Annotated in this window: 14 protein-coding genes; 9 read left to right on the plus strand and 5 right to left on the minus strand. The window is 66.8% G+C overall.

What is annotated here, in order from left to right:
- Positions 1 to 13: 13 nt before the first annotated feature.
- Complete coding sequence (locus VGK32_17515; GenBank protein ID HEY3383566.1) at positions 14 to 3,115, minus strand: hypothetical protein; 3,102 nt, start codon at positions 3,113 to 3,115, stop codon at positions 14 to 16.
- Positions 3,116 to 3,651: 536 nt separating this feature from the next.
- On the minus strand, positions 3,652 to 5,388 hold the full coding sequence (locus VGK32_17520; protein HEY3383567.1) for a lactate permease LctP family transporter: 1,737 nt from the start codon (positions 5,386 to 5,388) through the stop codon (positions 3,652 to 3,654).
- A gap of 115 nt (positions 5,389 to 5,503) precedes the next feature.
- Between VGK32_17520 and VGK32_17525 the strand changes: the two genes are divergently transcribed.
- From VGK32_17525 to VGK32_17545, 5 genes are all read left to right on the plus strand, one after another.
- The gene (locus tag VGK32_17525; GenBank protein HEY3383568.1) at positions 5,504 to 6,826 is read left to right on the plus strand and encodes an aminotransferase class V-fold PLP-dependent enzyme; all 1,323 of its coding nucleotides are present in this window, start codon (positions 5,504 to 5,506) and stop codon (positions 6,824 to 6,826) included.
- A gap of 176 nt (positions 6,827 to 7,002) precedes the next feature.
- Positions 7,003 to 7,932, plus strand: a complete 930-nt coding sequence (locus tag VGK32_17530) for an alpha/beta hydrolase (GenBank protein ID HEY3383569.1) — start codon at positions 7,003 to 7,005, stop codon at positions 7,930 to 7,932.
- 138 nt (positions 7,933 to 8,070) lie between these two features.
- Positions 8,071 to 8,352, plus strand: a complete 282-nt coding sequence (locus VGK32_17535) for a hypothetical protein (GenBank protein ID HEY3383570.1) — start codon at positions 8,071 to 8,073, stop codon at positions 8,350 to 8,352.
- The gene (locus VGK32_17540) at positions 8,342 to 10,030 is read left to right on the plus strand and encodes a gamma-glutamyltransferase (GenBank protein ID HEY3383571.1); all 1,689 of its coding nucleotides are present in this window, start codon (positions 8,342 to 8,344) and stop codon (positions 10,028 to 10,030) included. Before VGK32_17535 ends, VGK32_17540 begins: the two co-directional genes overlap by 11 nt.
- 29 nt (positions 10,031 to 10,059) lie before the next feature.
- Entirely contained in the window at positions 10,060 to 11,355 is a 1,296-nt protein-coding gene (locus tag VGK32_17545) for an MFS transporter (protein ID HEY3383572.1), read from the plus strand.
- Here VGK32_17545 and VGK32_17550 read toward each other — a convergent pair.
- Positions 11,313 to 11,606, minus strand: a complete 294-nt coding sequence (locus VGK32_17550; GenBank protein ID HEY3383573.1) for a hypothetical protein — start codon at positions 11,604 to 11,606, stop codon at positions 11,313 to 11,315. The two genes, VGK32_17545 and VGK32_17550, sit on opposite strands and share 43 nt — an antisense overlap.
- Positions 11,607 to 11,617: 11 nt before the next feature.
- A complete protein-coding gene (locus VGK32_17555; GenBank protein ID HEY3383574.1) occupies positions 11,618 to 12,790 on the minus strand; it encodes a mandelate racemase/muconate lactonizing enzyme family protein in 1,173 nt (390 codons plus the stop codon).
- 218 nt (positions 12,791 to 13,008) lie between these two features.
- On the opposite strand from VGK32_17555, the gene VGK32_17560 reads away from it, so the two are divergent.
- From VGK32_17560 to VGK32_17575, 4 genes are all read left to right on the plus strand, one after another.
- Entirely contained in the window at positions 13,009 to 14,061 is a 1,053-nt protein-coding gene (locus tag VGK32_17560; GenBank protein ID HEY3383575.1) for a hypothetical protein, read from the plus strand.
- A 16-nt stretch (positions 14,062 to 14,077) separates the two neighbouring features.
- Positions 14,078 to 14,362, plus strand: a complete 285-nt coding sequence (locus VGK32_17565; GenBank protein HEY3383576.1) for an anion permease — start codon at positions 14,078 to 14,080, stop codon at positions 14,360 to 14,362.
- 103 nt (positions 14,363 to 14,465) lie between these two features.
- Entirely contained in the window at positions 14,466 to 15,734 is a 1,269-nt protein-coding gene (locus tag VGK32_17570) for a mandelate racemase/muconate lactonizing enzyme family protein (GenBank protein HEY3383577.1), read from the plus strand.
- Positions 15,735 to 15,839: 105 nt separating this feature from the next.
- Positions 15,840 to 16,958: a DUF5009 domain-containing protein gene (locus tag VGK32_17575; GenBank protein ID HEY3383578.1), complete on the plus strand. Its 1,119-nt coding sequence runs from the start codon at positions 15,840 to 15,842 to the stop codon at positions 16,956 to 16,958.
- 243 nt (positions 16,959 to 17,201) lie between these two features.
- On the opposite strand, the gene VGK32_17580 is transcribed toward VGK32_17575, so the two are convergent.
- Positions 17,202 to 18,242: a cytochrome D1 domain-containing protein gene (locus VGK32_17580; GenBank protein HEY3383579.1), complete on the minus strand. Its 1,041-nt coding sequence runs from the start codon at positions 18,240 to 18,242 to the stop codon at positions 17,202 to 17,204.
- Positions 18,243 to 18,659 lie beyond the last annotated feature (417 nt).

An 18,659-nucleotide genomic window follows, 5' to 3' on the forward strand; every position in this document is an offset into this window, starting at 1 on the left:
GCGTGCGGACGCATCAGCGCTGCGCGCCACTCCTTGCGACAGGCGGCAGTTTCCCAACCCCGAGCAGCCTGTTGAGGACGGGCACGTCGTTCTTCAGCAGGGCGTCGAGCCTGCCGAGTTGCGCATCGAGTTCCGCCGACAGCTCCTTGAACACCAGATGGGACTGGTCGGTCGGGCGCGCGTCGGCCCCGTCCACCACGTAGCCGAGCGCCGGAATCCGGTTGTTCAGCTTCACCGGATACGCGAGCGGATCCTTGGGCGCCTGGTTCCTGACTTGGTACAGCTCCTCTTCGATTGCGGCCAACTTCTCCACGAGCGAACCGGCTGCGACGACCACCTTCCTGTCGGTCGTCTTGCCCTGCCGGTCCGCGATCTGCTTCTTCAGGTCGCGGATGAGGATGACGGCTTGATTCGCGGCGCTCGTCTTGTCGCGGATCTGGAGGCCCAACGCGAACTGCGCCTCGAGGTCCGCCTGAGACACACCCTTGACCTGTGGAGGGAGCGTGACGGTGAATCTTCGCGTCTGAACCTGGCCGTCGGCGGTGAGCCGCACCTGGTAGGTTCCCGGCGGCGCGATGGGCCCTCTCTGCGGCGCCGCGCTTCGCAGGATCATGCCGTCGAACACCGTCGCGCCGGGATACCGAAGATCCCAGGTCAGCCTGTTCAGACCCGCGTGGTTGGCCTTGGCGCTCGGCAGCGTCAGGATCGTCGCGCCGCTCCCGTCGAGGATCTCCACTTTGAGGTTCGCGGCCGGCGCCCGGAGCACATAGTCGATGTCCGCAGCGTAGACGCGCCGAACCGCCGCAGCGGGTGTGAACAACCAGGCGGTCGCCTGCGAGACCTCCGGCGTCAACTGCCGCAGGGGTTCGATGTCGTCGAGCACGTAGAAGCCGCGGCCGTGGGTGGCGATGACCAGGTCGCGGTTCTCGACGACCAGGTCGGACACTTGCAGGTCCGGCAGGTTCAACGATAGCGGCAGCCACTGCGTGCCGTCATCGAGCGACACGTAGACGCCGTGCTCTGTTGCCGCGTACAGCAAGCCTTGTCGCCTGGGGTCCTCACGCACGGCGTGCACGAAGTCGTCGCCTCGGATGCCATTGACGATCTTCGTCCACGTCCGCCCGTAGTCGTGGGTCTTCCAGGCGTACGGCGCACGGTCGTCGAGTTGGTACCGCATTCCGGCGACGTACGCAGTACCCGGCTGGTGCGGCGACGCGTCGATCATGCTCACGCGGGTGAACTCGGGCATGTCGGGCGGGGTGACCTTCGCCCAGCTCTTGCCGGCGTCGCGTGTGACGTGCACCAGGCCATCGTCCGAGCCGGTCCATATCAGGTTCACGTCGTGGCGAGACGACGCGATCGTGTAGATCGTTGCGTAGACTTCCGGGCCGTTCTGATCCTTGGTGATCGGTCCGCCCGAATCGCCCAGCGTCTTGGGATCGGCGCGCGTGAGGTCGGGGCTGATCTTCTCCCAGCTCTGACCTTCGTTGGTCGTGCGCCACAGATGCTGCGAGGAGGCGTACAGGATCTGCGGGTTCACCGGCGACGCCACGATCGGGAACGTCCACTGCCAGCGTTCCTTCATCGACCCGGCAGACTGGCCCGAGTAGTAGTAGGGATAGGGCTTGATGTTGCGCTCCTGGCCCGTCTTGCGGTCGTATCGTGTCAGCGTGCCCTCCTGGCCGCCGGCGTAGAAGATGTCCGGGTCGGTCGGGTGCGGCGCGACGAATCCGCTCTCGTTGCCACCGACCGAGTAGAACCAGTCGCCGCTCTTGTCGCGCGGACTGTGGTACTTCAGTCCGAAGTCGGACGGCACGCAGTTGGTGCCTCGGTCCTGCTGACCGCCGCACACGTGGTACGGGAAGTCCTTCGTCGTGGAGACGTGATACATCTGCGCCGTCGGGTACGCCTGCCGCGTGAACGTCCGGCCGCCGTTGACCGAGATCGTTCCGCCGCCGTCATCCGCGTTCGCGAGCCGGCGAGGGTCGTTCGGATCGATCCAGAGGTCGTGATTGTCGCCGTTGCCGGTGGGGATCGGTTTGAAGGTCTTGCCGCCGTCGGTCGATTTCTGGAACTCGTAGTTGAGCACGTAGACCGTGTCGCGATCCTTCGGGTCGGCCACCAGGCGGGTGAAGTAGAACGCCCGCTGTCGCAGGTCGTGATGCTGGTTGACCTTCGTCCATGTGGCTCCCGCGTCGTCGGACCTGAAGAGCCCGCCGTCGAGCGCGTCGATCAGGGTGTAGACCCGTTTCGAATCGGCACGCGAAACGGCCACGCCGATCTTTCCCACGATGCCCTGCGGCAGCCCTGGATTCCGGGTCAGCTCCGTCCATGTCGCTCCCCCATCGGCCGTCTTGAACAGGCCGGAGCCGGGACCGCCACTCGCGAGTGTCCACGGTGTGCGGTACACCTCCCAGAAGCCGGCGTAGAGCGTTACCGGATCGTTGGGATCGATGCAGAGGTCGACGGCGCCAGCTCGCGGGCCCCGGGACAGCACCTGCTGCCAGGTCTTGCCGCCGTCGGTCGTCTTGAAGACGCCGCGTTCCTCGTTGGGTCCGTACGGATGACCGAGGGCCGCCACGTAGACGATATCCGGGTTCGTCGGGTGGACGCGCACGCGCCCGATCGCCTGAGTGTCGGGCAGGCCGATGTGCGTCCACGTCATGCCGGCATCCAGCGATTTGTACATGCCGTCACCCTGCATGATGTTTCCACGCAGCTGTACCTCGCCCGTCCCCAGGTAGACAATGTCGGGGTTGCTCTCCGAGACCCCGACCGCGCCCACCGATGAACTCCGAATCCGGCGATCGGTGACCGGCGTCCAACTGTTTCCCCCGTCGGTCGTCTTCCAGAGCCCGCCGCCCACCGCGCCGAAGTAGTACTCATTCGGGCGGTTGGGACTGCCCGCAATGGTGAGGGACCGACCTCCCAGGTTGGGACCGATGTTGCGCCACGCCAGCGCGGTGAACGAGGAAGGGCTGTAGGCCGAGCCGGCGACAGCCTGAGGTTGCGAGTGCACGACCGCAGGCCCCTGCCAGACACTCCAGCAAATGGCAACTGCCAGCCCGAGAACCCATCGTCCAGTCGAGGTCGGTGCCAGGAAATCCAGTTGCATTCGGCTCTCCGAGTCACCAACGGGCGGCCGGTGTGGAACGACCGGCGGCCCGCGGTTCGTGATCGGTCAGTGGCCCGTGGTCTTCGTGCCGGTTACTCCCGGACACCCAACGCCAGTACGACGAACATCACACCACGTTAAATCGACTCCTCCGGGCCGGCGCGCGGTTCGATTGCGGGGTGCCGGGGATCCTTGTGCCGGAGGTACAGCTCGGTCTCGCCTCACACGTAACATATCATATATAATCGACGCGCCTGACCACGGCGGGCCTCCGGGCGGTTGCCCCGGCGACCAACCCGTTCGTGTCGCGTCGGCCGTCAGAACCCCCCGTCTTTCCCGATCCGGGCCGCGCCCGTGGCCATGGACCCGGGCACATCGTGTTTCAGCCAGTCGAACGTGCCCGCCGTGCCCCACCGACCGGGACCGCGTCCGCGCGGCGGGACCGGGTTTCATCGCGGCGATCGACGAGTCCGGCATCGGAATCGACGTGGACCCGAGCCGCTGCGGAGGCCTCGAGCGTCATGAGGCAGGTGACGCTACCGGCGCCCGGTCGCGATCGCAAGTCCCGCGACCACGATCCCGGTGATTCCCAACCAGGCCCACCCGGCGGCGGTGGACGCGCCGGCGCCAGCCGGCAGCGCGCGCGCCGCGCCGGACGTCGCGTCGATGACCGGCACCATCCACCTGAAGACCGTCGCCTGGAGGTACGTCATCACCGAGACGATCGCAACCAGCAGCAGCGAATGTCGTACGGTGAAACGAAACAGATCGGACTCGTTCCCGGCCAGGCCTGTTGCCGCGCACGCCACCGCGATTGACTGCGGGGAGATCATCTTCCCCGTCACGCCGCCCGACGAGTTGGCGGCGATCGTCAGCACCGGGTTGACGCCGATCCGCCGTGCCGTCACCGTCTGAAGCGGGCCGAACACCGCGTTCGCCGACGTATCGGATCCCGTCGTGAAGACGCCGAGCCACCCGAGTACGGGCGAAAACAGCGGAAACAGCGAGCCCGTGCCCGCGACCGCCATCCCCATCGTGGCCGTCATGCCGGATGAGTTCACGATGTGGGCAAACCCGAGTACCGCGGAGACCGTCACGAGCGGCGCAGCCAGCGACCTGGCCGTGCGGTTGAACAACCGCACCGCGTCAGCCGGTCGCATCCCGGTGATGACGACCGAGACGATCGCGGCCAGCAGGATCACGCTGCCGGTGGCCGACAGCACGTTGAGCGAGTAGATCGCCGCGATCGGCGCCGGATTGTCGGGCGCCACGATCGCGTTGTGGATCAGCGGAAACGGCACGGCCAGCGTCGCCTGTTCGAGCAAGGCCTTGACCGGCTTGACGCCCCAGCTGCCGACGAGGATCGTGAGCACCAGGAACGGACTCCAGGCCTTCGCCACCTTCGAGAAGGGCTGGACGGATGGAACGCCGGCCCGGCCCTCGTCGCGGAAACGAAACACCCGCGCCGGCTGCCAGGCGCGCAGGAACAGCACCAGGCACACGATGGAGCACAGCGATGAGATGATGCCGGGCAACAAGGGGCCCAGGTATTGGGATGTCCACCACTGGGCGACGGCGAAGGATCCGCCGGACACGAGCGCTGCCGGCCAGACCTCCTTCACTCCGCGACGGCCCGACATGGTGAACACCAGCCAGAACGGGATGATCAGCGAGACCAGGGACAACTGCCGGCCGACCATCTGCGAGATGAGCCGGTCATCGATGCCGGTGACCTGGCTCGCGACGAGGATCGGCGTGCCGATCGAGCCGAACGCCACCGGCGCGGTGTTGGCGATGAGGCAGAGGCCGGCCGCGAAGAGCGGCTCGAACCCCAATCCAACGAGCATCGCCGCGGAGATCGCGACCGGCGTGCCGAAGCCCGACGCGCTCTCGAGGAACGCTCCGAAGCTGAAGGCGATGAGCAGCGCCTGCAGTCGCCGATCTTCCGTGATCGAGGCAATCGAGTTCTTGATGATCTCGAACTGGCCCGTCTCGACGGTGATGCGGTACAGGAACATGGCGGCGACGACGATCCAGCCGACCGGGAAGAGGCCGTACAGCGCGCCCTGCAGGGTCGACGCCAGCGCGAGGGACAGCGGCATCTTGTAGATGACGACGGCGACCAGGACGGTCAGGCCGGTGGCCCAGAGGCCGGCCACGTGTCCCCTCATCTTGTGCGCCGTCAGCGCCCAGAACAGAAAGGTGATCGGCAGGGTGGCCGCCAGCGCGGAGAAGAAGATCTGACCAAGAGGATCGTAGGATTGGGTCCACACGGTTTCCGGAATCTCCTCGCAGCCGCCACACTCCGGGCTTGCGGAACAGAGAACAGATTATATATTATATTCACGGCGTCGCGCTGTTTCTCTTCAGCCGACAGGAGGCCTCGATATGGCGACCGCATACCAGAATGGCCTGTTCTCTCCCACGCTGATGGAGGAGATCAGGAACCAGTTCGTCTACGTGGATTGGGACCCCTACTCCGGTAAACGGATCTTCTTCGACGCCGCGTCCGGCTCATGCCGGCCCAAGCGCGTCGTCGAGGCGATGGGCGCCGAAACCTGTCTGCCCGACCAGCAGGGCCGCGCCAATCCCGGATCCCGGCACGCCGTCGACGTCACCGCGAAGGGGATTCAGGACTTGATGATCTTCTTCGGCGCGAAGTCGGGCCAGACGATTCCCGGGTGGAGCAGCAGCCACGTCATCTATCGCATCACCGACGCCGTCCTCTCCACGATTCCCGGCACCAACGTCGTCACCACCGGCCTCGACCACGCCTCGGTGCGGAGCGCGCTGACGCAGTTCTCGTCGAACTACGGAAAGAAGGAGCGCATCGCCGAGCCGGGTCGCGACACAGCGTCGGTCGCAACGGAGACCATCCTCCGCCACATCGACAGGAACACCTGCTTCCTGGTCCTGACGCACACCTCGAACGTCACCGGCGAGGTGTACGACGTCAAGGCGATCATCCGCGAGGCGCGGAAGATCAAGCCGGAACTCTTCACGATGGTCGATGGTGTCCAATACTCGCCATCCGCGGTGGTCGACGTCGAGGACATAGGCGCCGACGCCTACGTCATCGCGCCCTACAAGAACTACGGCGTCAAGGGCTGTGGGTACGCGCATGTGTCCGACCGCCTCGCCACGCTGCCGCACTGGAGATACACGCTCAAACCGGCCAACAGCTGGGACCTCGGCGGCGTCGAGCACCAGTCGTACGCGGCGTGGTCCGCGGTCGTGGACTACCTGTGCTGGCTCGGCAGCCGGTTCACCGGCGCCACCGACCGGCGCAGCCTCGTCGTTGCCGCCATGACGGCGATCAAGGCGCACCAGGTCGGCCTCCTGTCGCTGCTGCTGCACGGCACGGGCGGGGCGCCTGGCCTGAAGGACCTGAGGCACGTGACCGTTTACGGGGTGGGCCCTGACCTCTGGCGCCAGTCCCTGCTCGTCGGGTTCAACCTGGCTGGAATCGAGTCGGACCGGGGATGTGCCATGTACCAGGAGGCACAGCTCAGACTGCACGCACCTGGCCACGACCCGTTCTTCGCGGCGATGCTCCAGCAACTCGGGATCGGAAGCTTCATCAGGCTCTCGGGGAGCCACTACAACACGCCGCAGGAAATCGAACGCTTCCTGCGCGTGACCGCCGCGATCGGGCGCGCGGCCGAAGGCTCGCCGGCCGGCGCCGACAAGGAACTGTCGTCCGCGCGCTGAGTCCGCGATGGGCCGCCGCCGTTCCGACCGCACACGCCACCAGCGCTCGACGATGGAGACCCGCGCCACTCAGCCGGATGTGTCGGGCTCGTGGCGCGCTTCCAGACGAGCGACGACGCGATCGGCGTCGCGCACGGAAATCTCGGATTCCCTTCATTCCCGCCGGAGAACCAAGCATGCGTCTCATCCATCGAATCGCCGTCGGTCTCCTCGTCATGGCGGCCGCGTGCCACAGCGCCGTGGCGCACGCGCAGGTCGCCGACCCCCTGGCTGGTGCAGCCGCGGTCATCGCCGGCTACATCGTCCGCTCCAACATCACCTACCTCACCACCAACAACTGGAACGGCAAGCTCGACGTCCATCAGCCGTTCAGCCCGTCCGACCCGTCGCCGAGGCCGACACTGGTTTACTTCCACGGCGGCGGGTGGACCAGTGGCGCCAAGGAAGATCGCGTCCACCAGCTGCAGCCGTACCTGCAGATGGGATGGTCCGTCGTCAACGTCGAGTACCGGCTCGCGACGGTCTCGCTCGCGCCGGCGGCGGTCGAGGACTGTCGATGTGCGCTTCGCTGGGTGATCGTGCACGCCAAGGAGTACCACCTCGATCCGGCGCGAATCGTCGTCACCGGTGACTCGGCCGGCGGTCACCTCGCGCTGATGACCGGGATGCTGGCCGCCTCGGCCGGCCTGGATCGCCAGTGCGCCGGCACCGAGGACCTGAAGGTGGCGGCCATCGTCAACTGGTACGGCGTCACTGACGTTGCCGATCTGCTCGAGGGCCCGAACATGAAGACCTACGCCGTGAGGTGGTTCGGCGCGCTGCCCAATCGCGAACCCCTTGCGAGGCTGGTGTCCCCGCTCACCCACGTGCGGCCGGGACTGCCGCCCGTAATCACCATTCACGGCGATGCCGATCCGACCGTGCCGTACACCCACGCCGTGCGGTTGCACCAGGCGCTGACCGAGGCCGGCGTGCCGAACCAACTGGTCACCGTGCCGGGCGGCCGACACGGGCGCTTCGGCCAGGACCAGACCCTCAGGGCGTTGGTGGCCGTCAGGGAGTTCCTCGCCAGGCACAACCTGACGGCGCAGCCGCCCGGGAAGTGAGGTGGTCGGGATCGGTCCGTGGCGGCCCAGGACGCATATTGTATATTATGTACCTCTCGACACGCCGGCTGGCGTCCGGGTGGCCGCGCTCGGCGGGGCCGGACAGGTTCGACGGGTTCAGCAACGGCGAGGGACCGCATGGCGAGTTACAGGCTGTTGTCGGATGCGCAGATCGCCGACGTGCACGACAACGTAGACGTGCTGCACCAGCGTGCATCCGAGGTCGACGCCCGTCACCAGCCGGAGGAGTGGTCCGGGGAAGCGTCGCAGCCTGTCGCGGCGCTCGTCGCCAGGCACAGGCCGGACGTCCAGTTGCCGCCGGACGGCGAGTGGCGGAGGGGAACCCCGGGAGCAGGCATCGCGCTGGACCATCCGGATCTGGCTTGCCCGTCAGGTAAAGGAGCGGCACATGTCAGTTGATCGCTACATCCAGAATCCAGGCCCCAAGAAGCCCGCGACCGGGCTCGCCGCCGCGTGCAGCACCGATAGCGCGATCGCCACCGAGACCGTACTCGGCGTGCTTCGTGATGGCGGCAACGCCATGGACGCCGCCGTCGCCGCCTGCCTGGTCCAGGCGGCGGTCGAGCCGTTCATGACGAACCACACAGGCACCGTGACGTTCCTGTGTTACGAGGCGCGGACCCAGACCGTCCACCAACTGGACAGCTCGGGCACCTTTCCCTCGGGGCTGCCCCCGTTCCAACCGGTGCCGCAGGGACACGGACCCTACGCTGCCGTGCCGCCGTCGGCGTGCATTCCAGGGTTCATGCCGGGGCTCAAGGCGATCCACGAGCGATTCGGCACTCGTCGGTGGGCGTCGCTCTGCGAGGACGCGATTCGCTGGGCCGATGAAGGACATCCCGTCTCGAGCTTCGAGTACGGCCAGTACGTCTGGGCGCTCGACTTCGTCACCTATTTCCCGGAAGGGCGGGCCTTCTACCTGCCCGGCGGTTTTCCCGTGCCGGTTGGCGAACGATTTCGATTCCCGCAGATGGCAGACACGCTGCGGCGCGTCGCCGAATCCGGCCCCGACCACATGATCACCGGCGACTGGGCCCGCGCCTTCGTGGCCAAGGCGAACCAGATGGGCTGGCCGATCACGCTCGACCACATGACGGAGACGCCACCGCTCTGGACCGAACCGACTCGCTTCGATCACCGCGGCGTGGAAGTGGTGGGGCTCGGGTCGCCGCAGATACAGGGCCTGTTCTGCGCGTTGACGCTCGGCATTCTCGATCACCTCGATCTGGCGCACATGACGTGCGGCTCGGCCGATCATCTGTGGGCCATGGGGCAGGCGTTGCGGGTCGCCTCCCTGCACTGGGGCTACATGGGTGACGTACGCTTCGTCGGCGTGCCCACGGACGTCCTGCTGGACGACGCCTACCATCGGTCGCTCGCGCGTCTGCTCTGGGGCAGCCGGCCGAAGGCCGATTTGACCGGTCTGGTGGCTGCCGTTCCCAGGACCCAGTGGCTCTACAACGTAGGCTTCCTCACTGGTGGCGCAAAGCCGACCGGGGCCGGCAGCCAGCAGGATCGGCCGTCCGGCAGCTGCGAGTTGGCGATCGTGGACCGGGACGGCAACTGGGTTCAGATGATGAACACCCTGCAGTCGGGTGGCATCCCGGGAATGGTGGTGGGCGGAGTCCCCATGGTTGGGAGCCACGCCGCTTTCGGCATGATGACCAGCCCCATGGAGCACAAGCTCGTCAAGGGCATGCGGCAGCGGCAGACCGTCGGCAACACGATGGTGTTCAAGGACAAGAAGCCGATCTGGTCGCTGGGCTCGCCGGGCAACGTGCACTGCACGGTGCCACAGGTGCTCGCCTACCGGCTGGATTTCGGGCTCGACCCGTACACGGCAGCCGACGCGCCTCGCATGCTGCCGATGACCGACGACTTCGGGTTGCTCGTCGAGGACCGCGTGTCGGCCGAGGCGCAGGCCGGTCTGGCCAGGCTCGGCGTCCGCGTCCAGGCGGCGCCGGCGTACGACTACCACATGGGGTCGTTTCAGATGTGCTGGCGCAACGAGCACGGCTCGCTCGATGCCTGCGCGGATCCGCGTCGATGCGGCGTCGCGGACGGATTGCGAGACTGAGTCGCCGTCATCGGACACGAGACGCGCCCATGACGCCAGACAGGGTCGGAACCGAACAGGCCATCAAGCCCTGGACCCTCTATTCCGAGGGCCAGCGCTGGCGTCTGCTGGCGATCCTCTTTCTCGTGTCGACCTCGAACTACCTCGATCGCAACATCATTTCGATCCTGCTGGAACCCATCAAGCGGGAGTTCCACGTATCCGACACGCTGCTGGGTTTGCTGAGCGGCGTGTCGTTCGCGCTCTTCTATGCGACGCTCGGCCTTCCCGTCGCCCGGTGGGCCGATCGCGGCAATCGGAAGCGCATCATCGCGCTGGCGCTCACGTGCTGGAGCGTGATGACGGCCGCCTGCGGCGTCGTGCAGTCGTACTGGCAACTGGCGCTGGCGCGGATCGGCGTCGGCGCGGGGGAGGCCGGGGCGATTCCGCCGGCCCAGTCGCTCATCGCGGACTACTTCCCGCCCGAACGGAGGGCGGGCGCCTACGCGATCTTCACGGCGGCCGGCATGGCCGGCTACGTGTTGGGATTCGTCGCCGGTGGGCAGGTTGCGGTCGCCTACGGGTGGCGCATGTCGTTTCTCGTCGCCGGTCTGCCGGGCCTGGCTCTGGCTGTGCTGGTCCACCTCGGCCTCCGTGAGCCGCGGATGGCCGTCGGGTTCCAGGCCCTCGGAGGAACCCAGGAGCCGCTGGCCCGGACCGTGCGCCGTCTGGCCGGGAAGAAAGCCTATCGCTACGTCTTGATGGGGCAGACCCTCTATTTCGTCGTCGCCTACGGCGTCCTCATCTTCGTGCCGTCGTTCCTGTTGCGGGTGCTCGGCCAGCCGCTCGGGAAGGTCAGCGTGCTCTATGGCACAACGGCCGCGGCAGGCTCCGTGCTCGGCACGCTCGGCGGCGGGTTCCTCGGAAACCGGCTCGGAGGCCGCGACGTCAGGTGGCTGGCGTGGCTGCCGGCCGTGGCGTGTGTGTTGACATACCCCGTGCTCCTGTTTGGGTTCACGTTGAACGACCTCTGGCCGTTCCTGGCGTGCGGGTTTGTCACCAACCTGCTCTTGAACGCGGGGTTGCCCCTGGTCTACGCAGCCATTCAGGCGGTCTGCGGCGCCAAGCGTCGCGCGATGGCCGTGGCCGTGATGTTCTTCTTCGCGAACCTGATCGGCTTCGGACTCGGCCCGGTGCTGACCGGCGCCATCAGCGACGCCCTGACCGCCAGGTGGGGCGTCGGCGGACTTCGCTACGCGCTCATGAGTGTCTCGACGGTGCTGCTGGCCTCGTCCTGGTGCTTCTACCGCTGCGGATGCGCCATGCCGAACGACATCGAGGAATAGAGCGCTTCCAGAGCCCGTGCCCCAGGCGCCCCACTCGTCATCGAGCAGAATGCCGTCGGTCTGGAATCCGTGTAGTCGCGAATGAAGGTCTCGAGCACTCCGCCTGGCATCGTCCACGAACCCGGGCCCGAGGAGAGATGCTCGTTCTCCAGGTAGGAGCAGTACCGGCAGGCGAGGTTGCAGCTCGGCCCGATCGGCTTTGCGATGACGTCGAACGGGGCGCCGCGCGGCGGGCGAGCAGCAGCGGACATGACGCGCCCGCTCAGTCCTGGTCGAAGTACGTCAGCTCGCCCCTGGCCTGATAGAGTTCGGCATAGCGCCCGACGGCCTCGCGATCGAGTTCGACGCCCAGCCCGGGGCGGTTCGGCGGCACCACTCCACCCTCCGTCACGAGCCACGACGGTCCGGTGGTCAGGTCGTCCTCGACGTAGTCGATGAGCGCCTGCGAGGGGCGGCTCACGTCGGGGCAACTGATCCCGAAGTGCACCATGGCGGCCCACGAGATGCCCAATTCCAGCGAGGAGCGTTGCCAGAACTGCCGGCCGAGCGCCCGATAGCCGGCCGCGGCGTGCATGGCGCCACGCAGTCCGCCCTGAAGGTGCAAGTCGCCGACGGTGCCTTCCACTTCCGGGTAGAACTTCAGCGTGTCCGGTTCCATGCAGTGGGTGGAGATCGGCACGCCGAACTCACGATGGAGGCGCGCCATGTCCCCGAGAGACGCGACGGGTTCCTCGAACCAATCCAACCGAACATCGTGGATGCCGCGAAGGAGTTGCCGGGCCCGGTCGAGGTCGAGCGATTGATTGGCGTCGATGCCGAGCACGATCCCGTCGTCGAGTGAGTGGCGGACTGCCCGGACCGTCTCGATATCCGTGGGAATGGAGTAGCGGCCCACTTTGAATTCGAACACCGCGGCGCCGGTGCGGGCGACGGACTCTCTCGCGAACTGTGCCAGGGCTGCCGGCACCTCGTTCTCACAGAGGCCGCTCGTCTCCAGGTGCAGGGTGTAGCCATAGGCGCCGAACTCGGCCCGCGGACGCACCGGACCACCGAGCAGGTGAGAGACGGGTTGGCCCGTGGTTTTACCCAGCAGATCGAGCAGCGCCATCTCGATGGCGGCGAAGGCCAGCACGGTGACCGGGTCAGCCAGTGAACCGTAGTCGCGGAACTGGATGCGACACCACCGGGCGACCTGGGCCACGTCGTGCACCGCCAGGCCCGGGAGTTTCCTGCCAAGGCTGCCGTTGAGAAGTCGCGATGCTGCCGAGCCTTCGCACTCACCGAGGCCGACGAGGCCGTCGTCGGTGACCAACTCGAGAATCGTTCGCGTGAAACCGAAACCCACGCCGAGCGACCAGGCGCACGCGCGACGGGTCGGCACGCTCACGGGAGTGGCCCGGACGGAGGCGATTCTTGCTGCTTGCACTTGATTCATGGTGTTTCCCTGTCGGACGTCCTGACGCAGGAGCTCAGTATACAATATATCCACACGCGTGCCCTGTCAACGCCCGCGGCCGAACGCGCGGAGTCGGGCCGGCACATTCCTCCCGGCGAGACGAACAAAAAAATATGATATATCATGTTGGCGTGAGCGGAGCGCCCAGCCGGTCTCACACGAATCCCGTGACGATGAACAACCAGGTGGAGATCAACATGATGCGTCGTACTGCGATCGCGACCGTGGCGGCCCTGATTCTGACGATGTCCATCGGAGCCCCGAGGAGCGCTGCCGCCGCCGCCCCCCCTCCGGCGGACTTCCACATCATCAAAACGATTACGACTCTCGCCGTGATCGACTACATCACGATCGACCCGCAGGGGCGCAGGGCCTACGTCGGTCGGGGCCACGCCGTGTCGGTCTTCGACATCGACCAGGGCAAGTTCGTCGGCGAAGTCGTGGATGTGCCGCGCGCCCACGGCGTCGCGTTCGCGCCGGGCGGTAGCGAGGGATTCGCCACCGCCGGCAGCACCAACGAGGTCGTGGTCTTCGACCTCAAGACCCTCAAGGTGACGCGCCGGATCAAGGCCGGCCTGAAGCCGGACGCGATCATCTACGAGCCCGCCTCCAAGAAGATCTACGTGTTCAACAGCAACGGCGGAACCGTGTCGATCATCGACCCGGCCTCCCCGGCCACGCCGCTCGTCACCGTCGAGGTCGGCGGGACGCTCGAGGGCGCCGTGTCGGACGGCGCGGGCCGCGTGTACGTGAATGCGATGGAAAGAAACGACGTCGCCGTCATCGACACCGCCCAGGCGAAGACCATCGCCCGTTGGCCGGTCGGGCCGGGAACCGCGCCCATCGCCATGGCCATCGACACCGAGCACCATCGCCTGTTCGTGGGCTGCGAGAACAAGAAACTCATCATCCTGAGCACGGATGACGGCAAGGTCCTCGGCGAGGCGCCGATCGGTGGTGGCTGCGATGGCCTCGTCTTCGACCCACAGACAGGCCTCGTCTTCTCGGCCAACGGCCTCGACGGCACGCTGACGGTCCTGCGCGAAGGCCCAGGGGGCAAGTTCGCTCCGGTGCAGACGCTCCCGACGGCCAAGATGGCCCGGACGATCGCGATGGATCCGAAAACCCGCAACCTCTACCTGCCGACCATGATTCCCGCGCAGATCGAATTCGGGTCCTTCGGTCTCCTGGTTGTGGGAACCGAGCCCCACGGCGCGGCGAAATCCCCCGCCCCGGCAGCGGCCAGATAGGTCGGACCGGCCGGGCATGACGGACATCGCACACGTCCGCAGGAATCAGGAAACGCCGATCGTGGCAGGGGGAACGCACGCGTTTCTGCGGTGGCTCCCATGGCGGGTGCTCCTGCCCGTCGCCGTGGGCGTCGGCGTGGCGCTCGTGCCCGCGCCGTCCGGTCTCACCCTGTCGGCCTGGCGCTATTTCGCGCTGTTCGCCGCGGTGGCGGTCGGCCTCGTGGTCGAGCCGGTGCCCGCCGCGGGCGTCGGCTTCATCGGCATGGCGGCCGCGGTCCGGTTGACAGCATATGATATATAATCTCCGCCAGTCGCGGGCGCGGATCACGTCCCGTTGGAGCGCGCCCGCAAGTCGGACATCACTCGCCGAGGAGCGTTCATCGACCGATCGAGGAGAACCCACCATGTCGGAACCGACCTCGCGTCGCGGACATCTCAGCAACAGGCGGCGCTTTCTCAATGCCGCCCTCACCGCGGGAGGCGCCATCGCCGCCGCTGCCACGACTGGCGGGTCCGCGATCGCCAGCGGCCTCGCGGCGGCCTCAGTGCTGCCCGCCGCCCCGCCGCCGATCCGCATCACCGGCGTCCGCTTCCTGCGCCTGCAATTTCCCGGCACCACCCCGCGCAAGCGCAATGGCACCATCTCGAGCGGCGGCGGGCCGCCCGGCATGATGCAGCTCGAACTGCTCACCGACCAGGGCCTGATTGGACGGAGCCTCCCGGAGACCGCCACCTGGTCCGTGAACGGGACGAGCCTGATCGAACCCTACATCCTGCCCCGCATCCTTGGCGAGAACCCGTTCTTCGTCGAGCGCATCTGGGAGCAGATGTACATCGGCAACCGCAAGCCGGTCGCCAAGGGCGAGTACATCGCGGCCATGGGCGCGGTCGACTGCGCCATCTGGGACATCATCGGCAAGGCGCTCAACCTGCCGGTCTACAAGGTGCTCGGCGGCTACTCCGACCGCATCCGCGTGTACGCGGCGGGCGGGTACTACGAGGACGGCAAGGACGCCTCGGGCCTGGCGAAGGAGATGGAAGGGTACGTGCGCGACGGGTTCCGCGCCGTGAAGATCAAGGTCGGCGGTGCGCCGATGACCGAGGACGTCGAGCGGATCCGCACGGTGCGCAAGGCGCTCGGCCCCGACATCGACATCCTCGTGGACGCCAACAACAGGTGGCTGGCCTACGAGGCCATCCGCTTCGGCCGCGCCATCGAGCCGTACAACATCTACTGGTTCGAAGAACCGGTGTACCCGGACGACTTCGCCGGCTCCGCCGAGGTGCGGCGCGCGCTCGACATCCCCATCTCGACCGGCGAGAACGAGTTCACGCGCTGGGGCTGCCGCGAGCTGCTCACCGCGCAGGCGGCGGACATCCTGAACTTCAACACGGTCATCGCGGGTGGCTACACCGAGTACCGCAAGATCATGGCGCTGGCCTCCGCGTTCCACACGCCGGTCGCGCCCCACGGCAACCCGTTCATGGCCGTCCACCTCCACGCCTCGACACCGAACACGCTGCTCATGGAAACCTACCCGGGCGTCGAGAGCCAGTACAACCCGGCGTTGCCACTCTTCCCGGTGAAGGACGGCTACATCACCGTACCGGACACACCGGGTATCGGCCTCGACATCGACCCCGGGATTGTGCGGAAATATCGAGTGGCGTGAACGTCGTGAGCTTGCTCGGCGCCCCTCCGGTCGAGGGGCGCCGAACTGTTCGAGCCACCCGATGGGGCCGCGCCACCCGCCAGTGACCGCCCGGGAGGTGAGTGAATGACGACGATCGCCGTGCCCCGCCCGGTGTCCGCCCGGCCGGACCGTCTGCTCTCGCTCGACGTGTTTCGCGGCCTGACGATGTTCCTGCTCATTGGGGAGAGCACCCGGATCTACGACTTGCTCGTGGCTCCTCCCCTCCAGGGCACCATCCTCGCGGCAATCGGCACCCAGTTCCACCACCATCCCTGGAACGGGACGCACGTGTGGGACCTGGTCCAGCCGTTCTTCATGTTCATCGTCGGAGCCGCGCTGCCGTTCTCCGTGGCTGCCCGGAACCAGCGCGGAGACAGCCGATCCGCCATCGCGCGCCACGCCGTGCAGCGGGCGTTCGTGCTGCTGGTGCTCGGATGGGCGCTCTACTGCATCCGGCCGGGGTACATCACGTTTCGATTCCAGAACGTGCTGGCCCAGCTCTCGGTGGCCTATCTCATCGCGTTCCTGATGATGCGTCGATCTGCCCGAGCGCAGGTGGCGTTCAGCTTCGCGCTCCTGATCGGCACAGAGTTGCTCTTCCGGTTGTTTCCAGCCGCGGGTTTCGACCAGCCGTTCGTGCCCGATCACAACTTCGGTGCATGGTTCGATCTCCGGCTGTGTGGCGAATTGTCGGCCGGCCACTGGGTGTCGTTCAACGCCATCCCGACCACGGCGCACACGATCTGGGGCGTGCTGGCCGGGCAATGGCTGATGGGCGGTCGCCGCCCGAACAAGAAGGTCTGGACACTGGTGGCGCTGGGACTGCTGGGCGTCGCCACTGGATACGCACTCGACCCGGTCACACCAGTCATCAAACGGATTTCCACAACCTCGTTTGTCGTCCTGAGCGGCGGCTGGTGCCTCGTCGCCCTGGCATTCTGTTACTGGCTCGTCGACGTTTGGCAGGTTCGACGCTGGGCGGTCTTCTTCACCATCGTCGGGATGAACCCGTTGTTCATCTACCTGTTCACCGAGAGCTACGGCACGGCATGGCTGGCCTCCCTCGCAAAGCCGTTCACGATGGCCGGCAGCCCATGGATGGGAGAGCTGTCCGCCGAGATCCTCACGAGCCTGGTCGCGTGGGCGCTACTGTGGGGGATGTGCTATTGGCTGTACCGGCGGAAGATCGTCATCAGGATCTGAACCCGATCGAGGGCCGGCCGCCGTCGGCCTGTTCGATTCCACACGCAACCCTGCTCGGTCCGACGGATGCAGGCAGCCGATCCCGGGCCGGTTGGCGAAGTGCTGCCGACCCGTGGCGAGCGCGAACGGCAGCACGCCCGCGGACCTGATGGGCCACGTCTTCGGCGACCCGACTTGTACGCCAGCTTCGTCCACCGACGGTTGCGGGCATGGACCGCCGAAGACGACCAGACCCGGCGCGCTCTATTTCCGGTACACCATCCCCATGGCACCCGTCCCTCCGTTGGCGAAGCGCACGATCTCGAGGGTCAACACGTCGATGATCGTGATGGTCTTGGACGGCTCCGCGGCGCCGCAGGTCACGTAGAGGAATGCGCCATCGGCGCTGACAACGACCTTGCTGGCCATCGGCTCGACCAGGATGTCCTTGACCTTGCGCCAGTAGTTCCCGCGCAGATCCATCACGGACACGGTCGAAACGACGCCTCCAACGCCTCCAGCGCGGACCTCCCGCGTCACGCTGAACGCGAGCCGCCCATCCGGGGTCACCGCAACCGACTGTGGCGAACGCCCGACCCCGACCGTTGTGAGCACCTCGTTGGTGGCCGTGCTCACGTAGTGCATCACGTCGTGCGCGATGCAAGTGACGAGGAGCGTCTTGCCGTCGTTCGTGAATGCGAGTCCGTGCGGCTGGCGGCTGGTCTTGATCGTCGCGACCTGGGTATCGGTGGCGGTGTCGAACACGAGCACCGACTGCGTGCTGTCGCTGGCTGCATAGACCCGGCGTCCGTCGGGCGACACAGCCACCATGGTCGGGTCCTTCATCGGCACCTGCTTGAGGATCTGTCCCGTCGGCGACAGCACGAACAGCGCCTGTGTGCCACGGGCGGCGACGTACAGCTTCTTGCCGTCCGGTGTGAACGCGGCTCCGGCCGGACCCTTGACGCCCGCGTCGGCCACGGTGCCGGTGACCGTCAGCGTCGCGAGGTCGATGACGGTCAGCCCATCGCCGCCCGTATTGCTCACGTACGCCTTCGAGCCATCCGGGGTGAGGCACACCTCTTGGGGGCCCTTGCCCACCTTGATGGACTTCAACAGGGCGAGCCGGTCGTTGTTCACCAGCAGGACATTGGCGGTGTCGTCTCTGGGGCTGACCGCGACGACCAGTTTGTCGGCCGGCGAGGGAAGTGTGGCCGTGGGTGCGGTCTGATCTGCGAGCGCCATCGACGCGAGCGCGAAGACGGCGACGAGAGTTGCCCAAGCGAGGCGCGGGACGGATTTCATACTGGTTCTCCATGCGTGGCGGGTTCATGGCACCCGGGGTGTCGCTCCGATGTATTGCATACGATATACACTCTGGGCGATCCGTCAAGCGCCGTCTTCCGCCGATGACCCGGTGCGGCTCCGAGCGACGCGGCGGCGGCCGGGCCACACGGGGGGCGCGGCAGGAGCAGCGCAGCAGGTGCTGAGGGTGCTGAAGGTGCCGGAGGTGCTACAGGTGCGGTGCTGAGGGTGCTGAAGGTGCTGGAGGTGCTACAGGTGCGGTGCTGCAGGTGCCAGGGGTGCTGAAGGTGCGGCACCTGCTGCACGGCACCTCCAGCACCATCAGCACCTGTGGCACGTATGGCACCGCACCGTCAGCACCATCAGCACCCCCGGCACCCCTGGCACCTTCCCCCCTGCCGCCTCTTCCCCCCCCCA

The sequence above is a fragment of the Vicinamibacterales bacterium genome (genome assembly GCA_036504215.1).
Classification (GTDB): Bacteria; Acidobacteriota; Vicinamibacteria; order Vicinamibacterales; family Fen-181; genus FEN-299.

Excerpts from the sequence above, each read along its gene's own strand:
- VGK32_17515 (HEY3383566.1), bottom strand. The coding sequence starts at position 3,115 with ATGCAACTGGATTTCCTGGCACCGACCTCGACTGGACGATGGGTTCTC.
- VGK32_17525 (HEY3383568.1), top strand. The coding sequence starts at position 5,504 with ATGGCGACCGCATACCAGAATGGCCTGTTCTCTCCCACGCTGATGGAG.
- VGK32_17530 (HEY3383569.1), top strand. The coding sequence starts at position 7,003 with ATGCGTCTCATCCATCGAATCGCCGTCGGTCTCCTCGTCATGGCGGCC.
- VGK32_17535 (HEY3383570.1), top strand. The coding sequence starts at position 8,071 with ATGGCGAGTTACAGGCTGTTGTCGGATGCGCAGATCGCCGACGTGCAC.
- VGK32_17540 (HEY3383571.1), top strand. The coding sequence starts at position 8,342 with ATGTCAGTTGATCGCTACATCCAGAATCCAGGCCCCAAGAAGCCCGCG.
- VGK32_17545 (HEY3383572.1), top strand. The coding sequence starts at position 10,060 with ATGACGCCAGACAGGGTCGGAACCGAACAGGCCATCAAGCCCTGGACC.
- VGK32_17550 (HEY3383573.1), bottom strand. The coding sequence starts at position 11,606 with ATGTCCGCTGCTGCTCGCCCGCCGCGCGGCGCCCCGTTCGACGTCATC.
- VGK32_17555 (HEY3383574.1), bottom strand. The coding sequence starts at position 12,790 with ATGAATCAAGTGCAAGCAGCAAGAATCGCCTCCGTCCGGGCCACTCCC.
- VGK32_17560 (HEY3383575.1), top strand. The coding sequence starts at position 13,009 with ATGATGCGTCGTACTGCGATCGCGACCGTGGCGGCCCTGATTCTGACG.
- VGK32_17565 (HEY3383576.1), top strand. The coding sequence starts at position 14,078 with ATGACGGACATCGCACACGTCCGCAGGAATCAGGAAACGCCGATCGTG.
- VGK32_17570 (HEY3383577.1), top strand. The coding sequence starts at position 14,466 with ATGTCGGAACCGACCTCGCGTCGCGGACATCTCAGCAACAGGCGGCGC.
- VGK32_17575 (HEY3383578.1), top strand. The coding sequence starts at position 15,840 with ATGACGACGATCGCCGTGCCCCGCCCGGTGTCCGCCCGGCCGGACCGT.
- VGK32_17580 (HEY3383579.1), bottom strand. The coding sequence starts at position 18,242 with ATGAAATCCGTCCCGCGCCTCGCTTGGGCAACTCTCGTCGCCGTCTTC.